This window comes from Pedobacter cryotolerans, from assembly GCF_005116475.1.
Classification (GTDB): Bacteria; Bacteroidota; Bacteroidia; order Sphingobacteriales; family Sphingobacteriaceae; genus Pedobacter; species Pedobacter cryotolerans.
In genome coordinates this window covers 267,202-280,737 of the sequence record NZ_SWBO01000002.1, presented here as the reverse complement: position 1 = coordinate 280,737, position 13,536 = coordinate 267,202, and the positions used below count along the sequence as shown (strand labels likewise).

The following is a 13,536-nucleotide window of genomic DNA, read 5'->3' as shown; positions in this document are numbered from 1 at the left end:
TCCAATAGCCCTAAATTTATTAAATTTTATACCTTAACAACCTTTGTTGGCGTTATTGCGTAAACTTGTTCGCTAACTTTAGGTCTAATTAAACTTAAACCTGTAAATGCACTAAAAGCAGGCATAACTGCATATTTACCACCAAAATAAAAACAAGGAAATTTAAGGTATTGCTTTGCCTTTCCATAAACTGAAACGCCAGGATGGATATGTCCGCTAATAGGATAAAGGTTTTCTTCTTTACATTTTATTGCATCATGTATAAAACAGAATTTTGAAGTACAATAGCTTGGTTCATGTATTTCAATTCCTAAATTTTGGTATTGTGTTTCATCTAGCTTATCATGATTTCCTTTAACCAAAACAAACTTTAAGTTGGGATATTGTCCTTTCCATCTTTCAAAATCATCAATATCTGTATTTAATTCATGATGAAACATATCTCCATTAATCAATAAAGTTTCGGGTTGATACTCATCTAACAAAAAACTTAATCTATTTAAATCACTTTGTGCTAAGGTAGATGGAACTTGTAAACCAGCTTTGCGAAAATGGGCTGCTTTACCTAAATGTAAATCACTTATGGCTAAAAGTTTTTCTTTTGGTAAATAAATGGCTCTTTCTTTTGCTAAAATCAGCTCTTCGTCTCTAATCGTTATCGTCATCTGTGCCAAAGTTAAATATACTTTGTCAAAGTTATTGTGGAAATTACTGTATTCACTTTGACAAAGTTTAAAATTGAACTCCCCATTTAACTTTATAAAAGTATTGAGCTAGTTTTCTAGAGCTTTGACAAAGTATGCTTGTTCAGCTTTCTACTTTGTCAAAGTTATTGTGGAAATTACTGTATTTACTTTGACAAAGTTTAAAATTGAATTCCTCATTTAACTTTGTCAAAGCATTGAGCTAGTTTTCTAAAGCTTTGACAAAGTAAGACCTTATTTAAAAATCTCAACTTTCATACGTTCAATTCTATGTTCCAATTCTTCTGAACTCATGTTGGCTCGTAAACTATCAACCTTAATTGGGAAAGAAAGTGGGGTAAATCTTGTTGGATGGGTAATTACAATAGTGCTTTGTTGGATGCGATGTAAAGCTGCGGCTAATCGTGGTTCTTCCAATTGCTGGTAAAAGACTTCATCATAAGCTTGACGCAATAACAAATTGTGCTTATCGTAATCGCTAAAAACGTTAAAAAACAAGCCAGCAGATGATTGTAAATGTTTATTAGCTACGTATTTGCCAGGATAACCTTGAAAAACCAAACCAGAAATGCAGGCAATATCTCTAAATTTTCTCCTTGCCATTTCTGTAGAATTGATGCTCAAAGAAATATCTTCTGTTAAATTTTCTGGAGAAAAAACTTCATAAGCAATGGCATCATCCATCGGTATTTCTATATCGCTCAATAGCTCAAAACCATAATCATTCATTGCTAATGAAAACGTAATTGGTAAAAGTTTACTTAAACGATACGCCACTAAAGCAGCTAATATTTCATGCACCAATCTGCCCTCAAAAGGATAAGCAAAAAGATGAAAACCCTCTTTGTTATTGATCATTTCAATTAACAATTCATCATTTCGGGGTACGTGTGAGCGTTCTTGCTGAACCAAAAACAATGGGTAAACTATATCCAATTCTTCTTCCTGATGGGTTTTATTTAGTACCTCATTGTATTTTTTTCTTAAAACTGTACCAAGATTGGATGATAAAGGCAATCTGCCACCTAACCAACTCGGCGACATTGCTTTTTTCTGTTTGCTCTTGCGAACAATAACTGTCATATCTTTAATCTGTACAAATTCTAAAATTCTTCCTGCCAAGGTAAAACTGTCGCCAGCTTTAATTTTAGAAACAAAATACTCTTCTACCATTCCAATGTATCCGCCAGAAAGAAATTTTACTTTTAACATTGCATCACTTACAATGGTGCCAATATGTAGTCGGTGGCGCATTGCAATTTGTCGGCTTTTTACCTTCCAAAGTCCATCTTCCTCATCTTTAGCAACTTTTTTAAACTCTTGGTAAGCTGTTAAACTATCTCCACCAAAGGTGATGAATTGCATTACCCAACTCCATTCTTCGGGCAAAAGCATTTTAAAAGCGTGGGTATTTTTAACTTCCTCGTAAATTATTTTATCATCAAATCCATCGCCTATGGCAAGCGTAACCAAATATTGAATTAACGTATCGAAAACCAAAATTACAGGCTCTCTACTCTCTATATCGTTATTTTTGGCAGCTTCTTTAATCGCGGCAGCTTCTACCAATTCTAAAGCATGAGTTGGTAAAAAATAAATTTTAGAGGTTTCGCCAGGCGAGTGACCTGAGCGACCAGCTCTTTGCAGAAAACGAGCAACACCTTTTGGCGAACCTACTTGTACAACCGTATCTACAGGTTTAAAATCTACCCCTAAATCTAATGATGAAGTAGCAATAACAGCTTTTAACATTCCAGTATGTAAAGCATCTTCAATCCAATTGCGCAACTCAAAATCTATGGAGCCGTGGTGTATGGCAATTCTACCTGCCAGTTCCGGTTCTAAATTTAGCAAATGTTGGTACCACATTTCACTCTGACCGCGAGTATTGATGAAGATTAAAGTGGTTTTACTTTTTTCTATTATCGGCAAGAGTTTATAAGCCAATTTTAAGCCTAAATGCCCTGCCCAAGGCAAAGTTTCAATGTCATCTGGTAAAATAGATTTGATGATGATTTTTTTACTCAGCTTTGCTTTGATGATGGTTCTTTTGGCTGTTGTATCTGGTTCAATTACATCTAAAGCTTCCTCAATATTACCAATGGTTGCAGAAATGCCCCACACTCTTAAATGCTGTTTTTTATTGGCTTTTTGCAAACCTTTAATTCTAGAGATGGCTAACTCTACCAAAACACCACGTTTGCTGCCTAATAATTCGTGCCACTCATCTGCAACTATACATTTTAAGCTTTCAAACAAAGTTGATGAACCTTTTTGCGCCAATAAAAGGTGTAAACTTTCTGGAGTAATCAACAAAATCTCTGGCATCGATTTTTTTTGTTGCAGTTTTTCTGCCTGAGAGGTATCTCCGTTTCTTACGCCAACATACCAATCCAGTTCTAATTCTGCTAAAACTTCTCGCATCGCCCTTGCAATATCTTTGGCTAGCGAACGTAAAGGCGTAATCCAGATGAGTTGTAAACGATCTTTAACCTTCTTTTTATCTTTCTGTTCTGCTAAATTTATGCCTTCAATTACAACCGCTAAAAACAAAGAAAACGTTTTTCCGAAGCCTGTAGGGGCATTTACTAATCCACTGTAACCTTTGGCATAATAACTCCAAGCTTCTTCTTGAAACTTAAATGGCTTTTTATCGTCTTTTTGTAGCCAAGCTAAAACCTGCTGATAACCTTTAGTTTTGGTTAAACTCATATTGTAGAATTCAGTAACTGCCTTAAGTCGTCTAAAGTATTAATTTCATCTGCTTTTTTATCTTTTCGCCATCGGGCGATACGTGGAAAACGCAAAGCTAAACCAGCTTTATGTCTTTTACTTTCGGCAATGCCTTCGAAAGCAATTTCAAAAACAAGTTCTGGTTTTACCGTTCTAACTGGACCAAATTTTTCGATAGCATTTTTATTAACGAACGAATTTACCTCCTTAATTTCTTTGTCTGTTAAGCCAGAATAGGCTTTAGCAATGGTAATTAATTTTTCTCCGTCTCTAACCGCAAAGGTATAATCTGTATAAAAATTGGCTCTTCTACCGCTTCCTTTTTGAGCATAAATCATCACTGTATCTACAGTGTAAGGATTTATTTTCCATTTCCACCAATCGCCACGTTTACGGCCAGTATGAAAAACAGAATCCAGCTTTTTTAGCATTAAACCTTCACTGTTTAATTCTCTTGAAGTTGCCCTCAATTCTGCTAGTTTTTCCCAGCTATCAAATTCAATTACGGGAGATAGCAAAGCGATGTCTTTTGTTGTTAAATTACCGATTATATCAACCAAAATTTTTCTTCTTGCTGATAAGGGTTCTTGCCGAATATCTTTGCCATCGTATTCTAAAATATCATACGTATAAAAGCCAATTGGTGCATCACTTAATTGAGATTTATTAATCGTTTTACGATTTAATCTTTGTTGTAAAGTGCTAAATGATTGTACCTTGCCATCTTTAACCGAAAGTATTTCTCCATCTAAAACAGTTCCGTCTGGCAGCTCATCTTTTAAAAAATGGAGTTCTGGGAATTGATCGGTAACCAATTCTTCGCCCCGCGACCAAATGAATAATTCGCCATTTCGTTTTACAATTTGCCCACGAATACCATCCCATTTCCATTCGGCTTGCCAAGCTGTTGTTTCTCCTAAATTTTCGGGTGCTGTATCTAAAGCGTAAGCCAAGCAAAAGGGGTAAGGCCAACTGTTATCGGTGTTTACGTGAGCGCCAGCAATCAACTCCTGATAAGTGATTTCGTTGGGTTGCCATTTACCCATAATACTGTGCATTATTTTGCTGCTGTCTTCTTCGCTGTGTTTAGCAATAGCATTTACCAACATTTTGTTAGAAACCCCAATTCTAAAATTACCAGAGATTAACTTGTTAAAAATGAAACGTTCTTGGGTGTTTAGGCTATTCCAAGCTTCTAAAATATAGGATTTTTTCTGTTCATCTGTTTTACCTTGTAGTTGCGCAAGTTCTGCAATCCATTGGTGTAAAGGTTTTTCAATTGCATTTTCTGCTGGAGGAAGAACCAAAGCAATCGTCTCGCTTAAATCACCAACACTACTATAACTTTCACCAAATAACCATTCTGGTATCCCACTTAATTCTATTGCCCATTGTTTGATTAATGCAGTAGTTATTGGTCTTTTTGGTCGTTTGCCAGTAAACATTGCAATCACATAAGGTTTGTCTCTATCATCAGCTTCTGTAAAATAAGAAACCAAAGCAGCAATTTTATCATTAGTTTTATTGCTCAGTTCTAATTCTTGGATGAGTTGTGAAAACCTTTTCATATAAGATTTGAGTATTGAGATGTGAAATTTGAGACAAACTGCATATCTTATTTTATTTCTTCCTTATTTTCTTCGCCAATTACTTCATCATCTTCGGCACCGTATTTTGTAGTTACCTCTGCTGAGCTTATGCCAATTTCATTTAAATATTTAGAAAAAACCGCTGTAGAACCGTGTGTAACAAATACTTTTTCAGCTTGTGTAGCTTTAATGGCCAATAATAATCCTCGCCAATCTGCATGATCGCTTAAAGCAAAACCGGCGTCGGCACTACGCCATCTACGGCCTGCTCTAACAGCCATCCATCCAGAGCAAACGCCAATTGCAGGCTGTTGTAGATTTTTTACCCATCTGCCATCGGCTAATACTGGCGGAATAATTACAATGCCTTTTTGTAGTTCATCTTTTTTAATTTCTGGCGTTATTCTTATGGTTTCAGGTAAATCTACCCCTGCCTCTACAAAAGCTTCATTTAAATTAGCAATAGAGTTATGTACGTAAATAGGGAATGCACCTGCTAAGTTTTTAATTAACCTTTGTGCTTTACCTAAACTATAAGCCACTAAAATGCTGGTTTTACCTTTAGTGTTATTGTCTGTAACCCAATTTATAATTTGTTCGAAAATTAATTCTTGTGGCTGCCAAGTATAAATTGGTAACCCAAAAGTGCTTTCAGAAACAAAAGTATGGCATTTTACAGGTTCAAACTCCGTACTAATACCGTCATATTCTACTTTGTAATCTCCAGAAACCACGCAAATTTCTCCTTTGTACTCCAATCTTATTTGTGATGAACCAATTACATGTCCGGCTGGAAAAAGACTTAATTTAACCCCGTTAATGTCTATTTCTTTATTGTATGGCAAGGTTTGTACATTATCTTCTAAACCATAACGTTGTTTTAAAATTGGTTTGGTTAAATCGTGGCACAAATAATTTTTATTTCCCCATTTTACGTGATCTGCGTGCCCGTGTGTGGTAACAGCGTAATCTACTGGATGCCATGGATCAATATAAAAATTGCCTTGTTTGCAGTAAATGCCACGATTTGTAAATTCAATTAATCCCATCGCTGTAATAAACCAACAAATTAACAATTAGTTTTTGCTTATAGGCATTTAACTTAAATAGATATTATCGGGTAAATAGCCGATATCTTAAATTATCGGGTAAATACCCGATATTTTGAATTATCGGGTAAATACCCGATATTAGATTTATGATAGCAGTAATAACAGGAGATATAATTAACTCTAGAGAGCTACCAGATGAATGGATTGGTACGCTAAAGGACGCATTAAATGGTCTTTTTGGTAAAAATATCAATTGGGAAATATTTCGTGGAGATAGTTTTCAGGTAGAATTGAACGCAAAAGATGCGCTAATAAATGCCATTTATATTAAGGCTTGTATTAAAACTTTAAAGGGTGCCGATGTAAGAATTGGAATTGGAATTGGTAAAAAAACCATTAATGCCGAAAAGGTAACCGAGGCCAATGGAGAGGTTTTTATTAACTCTGGTAATGCTTTTGATACCCTAAAAACCAACAAAGTTAACATGGCATTAATTACGCCATGGCCAAAGTTTGATGAAGAATTGAATTTATTTATTAAATTGGCTTTAATAACGATGGATAGTTGGGGGCAAATTGCTGCAGAAATGGTTAAATATGCGATAGAAAACCAAAATACCAAACAAGATAAAATTGCCAAAATATCTGGGAGAAGCCAATCATCGGTTAGTGAAGCTTTAAAAAGAGCGCATTTTACCGAAATTATGGAGCTCGAAAATAGATATAGAACCCAAGTTGCCAAACTAATTAAAAAATAAATGGAGATTGCGCTACTTAAACTTTTTTTGGCCCATATTTTAGGCGATTTCTTTTTACAACCCGATAGTTGGGTGGCAGAAAAAGAACGGAAAAAGCTAAAATCAGATAAGCTTTATTTACATATTGCTATTCATATTGCTTTAATATTTATTGTTTTTGCCTCATTTAGTGTTTGGAAAATTGCTTTTGTAGTAGGCATTGGGCATGGGATAATTGATGCCATGAAACTTACATTTCAGTTAGAGAAAACAAAAAGAAAATGGTTTTTTGCCGATCAAATGCTGCATGTAGCGCTAATTTTTGTGTGTTGGCATAACATTTACGAGCCTAAATTAAGTCTTAGTTTTTTACAAGATACTAAACTTTGGCTTTTTGCAGTTGGTGCTTTGTTTTTAACAACCCCTGCTGCTATTTTTATAAGGGTTATTATCGCCAAATGGATTCCTAAACAACCTTCTAATCAATTATCAACCACATCTTTGCAAGATGCAGGTAAGTTTATTGGTATTATGGAGCGCTTGCTGATCTATTTATTTGTTTGCACCAATCATTTTGAAGCGGTAGGTTTTTTACTGGCTGCAAAATCTATTTTTAGGTTCGGCGATTTAAAAGATGCTCACGATATTAAGTTAACTGAATACGTGCTTATAGGAACTTTATTGAGCTTTGGCATTGCTTTAGTTGTAGCTTTGGGCGTACTTAAAATTAATCTTTAAAATTTTCTGAAGCGCAATAACAGTGCAACTATTAGTGTCAATCACGCTTTTTGCTGCAATCTTTTTTACTTACTCTTCGACTACGCTCAGAGTGACATAAAAAAGGATTTGCGCTCCAATCGTGGCTATTTAACATGGGCTATTGCAAGGAAAACGCAGCTATAAGCACAAGCTTTGGTGTACTAAACCCGACTTAGCGGAAAATCCTTTTTTGCTGCAAATCCTTCGCCTACCTGCCTACCGCAGGTAGTCGCTCAAGGATGACAATCCCAAAAAAAGATTGAAGCGAGGGCGGGACTAACGTTCAATTGAAAGGATACAGTACCTTTTTAAATAAAAAAGCCGCAGATCTACAGTATGAATCTGCTTATCTGCGGCTCTTAAAACTTAGCTAATTATCTTGCTCCTGGAGGGCAGTTTTCTTTTAAAAATTTAGTGAAAGTTAAGGCTAAATGTTCTCTAGTTCCTTCGCCTTCGCCAATGCCGTGGGTACGGTTAGGATAGCTCATCAATTGAAAAACTTTTTTATGTTTTACAAGTTCATTAATTAGCATTTCGGCATTTTGGTAATGTACATTATCATCGCCAGTACCGTGTATGTACAATAAATTGCCTACTAAATTTTTAGCATGAGTAATTGGCGAGCCTTTTACATACGCATCGGTAGTAGGAAAAGGAGTACCCATGTAACGCTCTTGATAAATATTATCGTACGTTAACTGATTAGCAACTGCAGCGACTGCAACGCCAGTTTTATAAATTTCTGGATATTGGAAAAGCAAATTTAAGGTTGATGAACCGCCGCCGCTCCAACCATGTACAGCAACACGGTCTTTATCCATAAAAGGGTAGGTAGCCAATAATTTTTTGGTTGCCATTGCTTGATCGCGGATATTTAAAACACCAATATTTTTATAAATCGCTTTGCGCCATGCGGTTCCTTTTGGTACTGGTGCGCCACGGTTATCCATAGAAATATAGATGTAACCATCCTTGGCCATATCGCCTGCATACAAGCCGTTTCTTCCTGCACCCCAAACATCTGCAGCAGTTTGCGAAGCGGGTTCGCCATATACATAAAATACTACCGGATATTTTTTGGTTGCATCAAAATTGTCTGGTTTTTTCATCCAGCCGTCTAATGTAATACCATCTTCTGTAGTTACTTTAAAAAACTCTACTTTGTTTTTAATGGGTTGTTGTTTGGCTATTTGGTTGGTTAAACTTCCTTCCATGCTAGTTGGCTGTAAGGTTACAAAATTCATCCATTCGGTAACAGGCGAAATTGTTGAACTTTGATACGTATGGCGAGCAAATAAACCATTTGGAGAAATAGAATAGTTGTGTGTACCTGGTAAAACAGAAGGTGTAACCATTTCTAACTTTCCTTTACCATCTAACTTTGTTTTGTACAAATATTTTTGGGTGGCATTGTTTGGCGAAGCAATGAAGTAGATATAATTGTTTTTCTCATCAACTAAACTTAGGTCAATGATATCATAATCGCCTTTGGTAATTAGAGTTTCTTTTTTACCATCTTTGCTAACGCGATAGAAGTGGTTAAAGCCATCTTTTTCTGTTTGATAGATAAATTCTTTATTGCCATTTAACCAAATGAATTGGTCTTGAGCATCAATCCACGATTGATTAGTTTCTTTATAAATTTCGGTAATTGAGCCAGTTGCAGCATTGGCTACAAATAATTTGCTTTGGTTTTGTTCGCGGTTTAATTGTTGTAAAATTACTTCGTTGGTGTTTGGTATCCAATCCATACGAGGGATGTAATTCTGAATTTCGCTACCCGGAACAGCCAACCATTTTGTTTGCGTACTAGCAATATCAACCACGCCAATTTTGCAAGCAGAAGGATCTTGACCAACCTTAGGATATTCTACTGGTACATTAAATGAATAAATAGAATCGGTATTATTAATCATTAAGAAGTTTTTAATTTTAGTAGCATCAATTTGCCAATAGGCGATGGAATTTCCATCTGGCGACCATCTGAAACCATCTAAACAGCCAAATTCTTCTTCGTAAACCCAATCAAAAGTTCCATTAATCATTCTTGTTGTACCATTTGTGGTTAAAGCTTTGATATTGTTGGTGGCTAAGTCTTCAACAAAAATATTATGTTCGCTTACATAAGCAACTTTGCTGCCGTCTGGAGAGAATTTAGCAAACATTAATGATGAAGCTGGTTTGCCTTTGCCAATTTGTTTTAAAGTATTGTTTGTGATATCTGCAACCCAGTAATCGCCTTTACTATCTTGGCGCCATACACGTTTTGTATTGGTGTAAATTAATGCTTTTGTGCCATCATTAGAGAATTGAAAGCTTCTAACATTTAATGGGTTTTGTGCATTTGCTGGTGTAAGCATTCTTAGGCTTAAAATTGTTTTACGCTCGTTTTTTGGTAAGGTAATGGTAACAATTTCGCCACCAGTGTTCTGGTAATAACTGTTGCCATATTTAGTCCAGTTGATGCCACCTCTTTGTGCTTTAGTTATACTTGATGCTAAAAAAGAAACAAATAAAATAGGCATAATTAGTTTGGTAATTTTCATAGTGTTTTATAGGTTTATAAATTGCTGATAGACAGATTGTAGGTAAGATTTTCCTAATGCTAAATTTTTATTGGTTTTCTCTTTATCTGTGGGTTCGCTTTGATATAGGATGTTTTTTCCGATAGTATCAAAAGTAACGTAATGATTGTCTTTTACAAAACCCAAGCCGTTATCCCAGCTAAAAAAAGCAAAATGCTTTGTGTAAGGATTTAATAAATTGTTGCTCCATAAAAAATCTTTGTGTGAGATGTTTAATTGAGCTAATAAGGTAGCAGCCAAATCTTGTTGACTACCAATATGGTCTATTTTTTTACCCTTAAATTCATCTTTAATTACATCGCCGTAAAATAGGAGCGGAATATGGTATCGCTCTGGCTGCGAAATATCATATTTATTTTTCGGGAAAAGATGACCATGATCTGCAATAAATATAAATAAAGTGTTTTTATACCAAGCTTGCTTTTTTGCATCATTTAAATAAGAATTAATGCATGAATCGGTATAAAAAGCAGTGCTTTTAAAAGCTTCAATAGAATTTTTTCTTCCAAATTTTGCAGTGCCTGGAACTTCAAATGGCTCATGATTGGTTAACGAAAGTATAGTAGAAAAAAATGGTTGTTTAGTTTGGCTCATATCTGCCAATTGTTTGTTAAAAACCAATCCATCATAAGCACCCCATTTCGAGTTCATATCTTTTTTATCAAAGCTATTTTTATCAACCAATTTTTGGTAGTTATGACTGAGGATAAATGCTTTGTAATTACCAAATTCTGCTTCTCCGCCGTAGTAAAATGAAGTTTGATAATTATTTTGAAATAGTTTTTGACTAATGGCTGGGATTTTTTGCATTTTCTCGGGCCATTTTGCAATACTACCCAAGCCTAAAGTTGGAAATCCTGTTAAGGTGCCAATAATACCCTTATCTGTTCTAGTACCTGATGAGTAAATTTTTGTAAATAATAAACCATCATTTATTAAGCTATCAAAAGCTGGAGAAATGCCGTTTTCATTGCCTAATGTTTTAGTAAGATTAGCTGTAAAACCTTCTAAAATAAAAATAACGACATTGGGTTTTTGATTTTTCAAAATAGAAATTGTGGTATCCTTTTCTACTTTATACAAATCAGCTACTGTTTTTTCTGCTTCTTTTTGATCGATAAATAAATACGGGTTTTTGTTAATTTTATTAGAGGCTAAAATGCTCGACATTAAGTTCCATTCAGTATTTAATGAGGCATGATTTAAAATCTCATATTTAGAAAAATAAGCCATGCTTTGGCTGTTAGGTGCTGTTCCCCAACCCCCTCTAATTAATAAAAAATTAAAACCTGTTAATAAAATTGCAACAATTACTTTTAAGTAAATTGGTGTTTTAATAAAGGTAATTTGCTTCTTAACTAATAAAAAATTGAGGTAAAACCCACTTCCAATTAATATTGCCAAAATAAACATCGAAAACATAAATGGTGAAGTACCACTAGAAGCGATTGCTTCTTTTGGTGTAAAAATAATTGGCGCAACTGCACTATAATTGATTTTACTTCCCCATTCTCGATAAGTATTAAAATTTACGATGGAAAAAAATCCGAATAAGGCTATTAAAATTCTGTTATAAATTACTACCCACTTAAAATTGGCAGTTGATTTTTTTGTGAAATACCAAAATAGGTAAACAATTAACGGAACAACAGCCAGATAAGCAGCCATTGATAGGTCTAATCTTAAGGCTTGGTAGTATGTATAAAATTTATCGCTTAGCGGAATATCTCTCAGTTTTTTATGAAAGATAAACATGAACACAAATCGATCAATGGCAAAAAACAGTAACCAAAGTAAAAAAAAACGGACAAAAAAAATCAGGCTTTTAAACATTGGCGCAATTTACTAAAAATGCCAAAATAAAAGCCTGATTTAATATAAGGTAAAGCGGATTATTCGCCGCCGCCTTGCATTGCCATAATTTCTTCCATGGTTTTAACTTCGTATCCTTTAGGTACATCTAAGTTAAAAGGGCCGGTTTTTTCTTCTTTAATTTCTTTAACTGTTAAAGTTTGTTTTAAACCTTGTTGAAAGTTAGTGAACTTAATTACAGCACCTTTAACACCTTTAAAATCTTCACCTGCGAAACCTGCTGGTAATTCTACATCAGTTGTTGCCCATAATTCGTAAGCAGCACCTTTGTCATCTTTATAAGTATATTTTTCTGTGTTATAAGCTCCAATCATTTTCTTTTCGCCAGTTGCTTTAAATTCGCTAAATTTTGGCGCAGTTGCCCTTTGCTTATCGTAATCTGCTTTAGTTTGTTTTACAGCAAATTGCATTTGCGCAACAGGAACATCAATAAGAACTAATCCTAACTGTGTAGCAAGGTCAGAAAATACAGTAATTGTTGCTGGTCCCTGCTCCATTACCATATTAATTAAGTTTCCGTTAAATTTCACTTTTTGTTCTGTAGGTAACATACCAACCATTCCTTCCTGCTCTGCAGTTGGCGCATATTCTACAGCATAAGTAACTGTACCTTCACTAATTTTCTTTTGTGCGTTTGCAAAAATTGCCGTACTGATTAAGATTGCGGCTAAAACGCCTGTTTTTACTGATTTAAACATGTTTTATAATTTTTAGTTGTAGTTTACCAATTAATTTTTTCTTTATTTAAAAATGATGCAACTCCTTTTTTAAAGTCATCACTTTCTCTTACTCTAGCATTAATTTGTACTGCCATATCTAATGTTTTTTCTAATAATGTATAGGTAGTTTGGTTTATTAATTGCTTGGTAATCATTAACGAGTTTGATGAAGCGTTGTTACAAAGGCTTAATGCAAATTCATTTGTTTTTTGATTAATTTCTTCAGCTTTTGTTACAAAGGTGATTAAATTATAGGCTAGCGCTTGCTCTGCAGAAAATAATTCTCCTGTTAATAATATTTTTTTTGCAATAGTTTCACTTGTTTTACGCAACAAAAAACATGATACAATTGCAGGTACAAAGCCCAATTTAACTTCTGTATAACCAAAGTTTGCTTCGGGCACAGCAAAAATAATATCACAAACTGTTGCTAAACCGCAACCACCAGCAATGGCATGTCCTTCTACCTGAGCAATTACAATTTTAGGTGAATAACAAATGGTGGTAAATAGTTTTTTAAGCTGATTAGAGTCTGCTAAGTTTTCTTCGTAGCTATTTTGTTGAAGTTGCTGTAAGTAAGCTAAATCTGCACCAGCACTAAATACAGCTCCATTTGCCTTTAATATAATAACCTTAACATCATTATCTTCTTCGGCTATTAGTAAATTATTGGTTAGCTGCTCTACCAAATCCGGATTTAGCGCATTACGCTTCTCAACCCTGTTTAGAGTGATAGTTGCAATTCTATCTTTAACTTCATATAATACTAAGTGCTCAGCCATTTAA

The 13,536-nt window shown here is 34.7% G+C and carries 10 protein-coding genes; 2 read left to right on the top strand and 8 right to left on the bottom strand.

Translation table 11 applies throughout. The annotated features are described in order from the left end of the window. Window positions 1-26: 26 nt before the first annotated feature. From pdeM to FA045_RS04265, 4 genes are all read right to left on the bottom strand, one after another. The gene (pdeM, locus tag FA045_RS04280) at window positions 27-665 is read right to left on the bottom strand and encodes a ligase-associated DNA damage response endonuclease PdeM (RefSeq protein ID WP_136874821.1); all 639 of its coding nucleotides are present in this window, start codon (window positions 663-665) and stop codon (window positions 27-29) included. A gap of 273 nt (window positions 666-938) precedes the next feature. After that, window positions 939-3,416, bottom strand: coding sequence for a ligase-associated DNA damage response DEXH box helicase (locus tag FA045_RS04275; RefSeq protein WP_136874819.1), 2,478 nt, complete (start codon window positions 3,414-3,416; stop codon window positions 939-941). Beyond that, window positions 3,413-5,005, bottom strand: a complete 1,593-nt coding sequence (locus FA045_RS04270; protein ID WP_136874817.1) for an ATP-dependent DNA ligase — start codon at window positions 5,003-5,005, stop codon at window positions 3,413-3,415. The genes FA045_RS04275 and FA045_RS04270 overlap by 4 nt, the downstream gene beginning before the upstream one ends. A 47-nt stretch (window positions 5,006-5,052) precedes the next feature. Next, a complete protein-coding gene (locus FA045_RS04265) occupies window positions 5,053-6,075 on the bottom strand; it encodes a ligase-associated DNA damage response exonuclease (protein WP_136874815.1) in 1,023 nt (340 codons plus the stop codon). Window positions 6,076-6,224: 149 nt separating this feature from the next. Between FA045_RS04265 and FA045_RS04260 the strand changes: the two genes are divergently transcribed. Then, complete coding sequence (locus FA045_RS04260) at window positions 6,225-6,836, top strand: SatD family protein (protein ID WP_136874812.1); 612 nt, start codon at window positions 6,225-6,227, stop codon at window positions 6,834-6,836. Further along, window positions 6,837-7,553, top strand: coding sequence for a DUF3307 domain-containing protein (locus FA045_RS04255; protein WP_136874810.1), 717 nt, complete (start codon window positions 6,837-6,839; stop codon window positions 7,551-7,553). It begins immediately after the preceding gene. A gap of 395 nt (window positions 7,554-7,948) precedes the next feature. Here the strand turns inward: FA045_RS04255 and FA045_RS04250 are convergent, their stop codons facing one another. The 4 genes from FA045_RS04250 to FA045_RS04235 all read right to left on the bottom strand — a co-directional run bounded on the left by FA045_RS04250 (window position 7,949) and on the right by FA045_RS04235 (window position 13,532). Next, window positions 7,949-10,120: a S9 family peptidase gene (locus FA045_RS04250; RefSeq protein WP_225871273.1), complete on the bottom strand. Its 2,172-nt coding sequence runs from the start codon at window positions 10,118-10,120 to the stop codon at window positions 7,949-7,951. Window positions 10,121-10,126: 6 nt separating this feature from the next. Beyond that, the gene (locus FA045_RS04245) at window positions 10,127-11,914 is read right to left on the bottom strand and encodes an LTA synthase family protein (protein WP_225871272.1); all 1,788 of its coding nucleotides are present in this window, start codon (window positions 11,912-11,914) and stop codon (window positions 10,127-10,129) included. Window positions 11,915-12,051: 137 nt separating this feature from the next. After that, window positions 12,052-12,729 (bottom strand): hypothetical protein, encoded by a 678-nt coding sequence (locus FA045_RS04240; protein WP_136874806.1) that lies wholly within the window; start codon window positions 12,727-12,729, stop codon window positions 12,052-12,054. Window positions 12,730-12,752: 23 nt separating this feature from the next. Further along, window positions 12,753-13,532 (bottom strand): enoyl-CoA hydratase/isomerase family protein, encoded by a 780-nt coding sequence (locus FA045_RS04235; RefSeq protein WP_136874804.1) that lies wholly within the window; start codon window positions 13,530-13,532, stop codon window positions 12,753-12,755. Window positions 13,533-13,536: the final 4 nt, after the last annotated feature.

What these genes read in the sequence shown, in the direction of transcription:
- pdeM (WP_136874821.1), bottom strand. Translation starts at nt 665, where the DNA reads ATGACGATAACGATTAGAGACGAAGAGCTGATTTTAGCAAAAGAAAGA.
- FA045_RS04250 (WP_225871273.1), bottom strand. Translation starts at nt 10,120, where the DNA reads ATGAAAATTACCAAACTAATTATGCCTATTTTATTTGTTTCTTTTTTA.
- FA045_RS04275 (WP_136874819.1), bottom strand. Translation starts at nt 3,416, where the DNA reads ATGAGTTTAACCAAAACTAAAGGTTATCAGCAGGTTTTAGCTTGGCTA.
- FA045_RS04235 (WP_136874804.1), bottom strand. Translation starts at nt 13,532, where the DNA reads ATGGCTGAGCACTTAGTATTATATGAAGTTAAAGATAGAATTGCAACT.
- FA045_RS04260 (WP_136874812.1), top strand. Translation starts at nt 6,225, where the DNA reads ATGATAGCAGTAATAACAGGAGATATAATTAACTCTAGAGAGCTACCA.
- FA045_RS04240 (WP_136874806.1), bottom strand. Translation starts at nt 12,729, where the DNA reads ATGTTTAAATCAGTAAAAACAGGCGTTTTAGCCGCAATCTTAATCAGT.
- FA045_RS04245 (WP_225871272.1), bottom strand. Translation starts at nt 11,914, where the DNA reads ATGTTTATCTTTCATAAAAAACTGAGAGATATTCCGCTAAGCGATAAA.
- FA045_RS04255 (WP_136874810.1), top strand. Translation starts at nt 6,837, where the DNA reads ATGGAGATTGCGCTACTTAAACTTTTTTTGGCCCATATTTTAGGCGAT.
- FA045_RS04270 (WP_136874817.1), bottom strand. Translation starts at nt 5,005, where the DNA reads ATGAAAAGGTTTTCACAACTCATCCAAGAATTAGAACTGAGCAATAAA.
- FA045_RS04265 (WP_136874815.1), bottom strand. Translation starts at nt 6,075, where the DNA reads ATGGGATTAATTGAATTTACAAATCGTGGCATTTACTGCAAACAAGGC.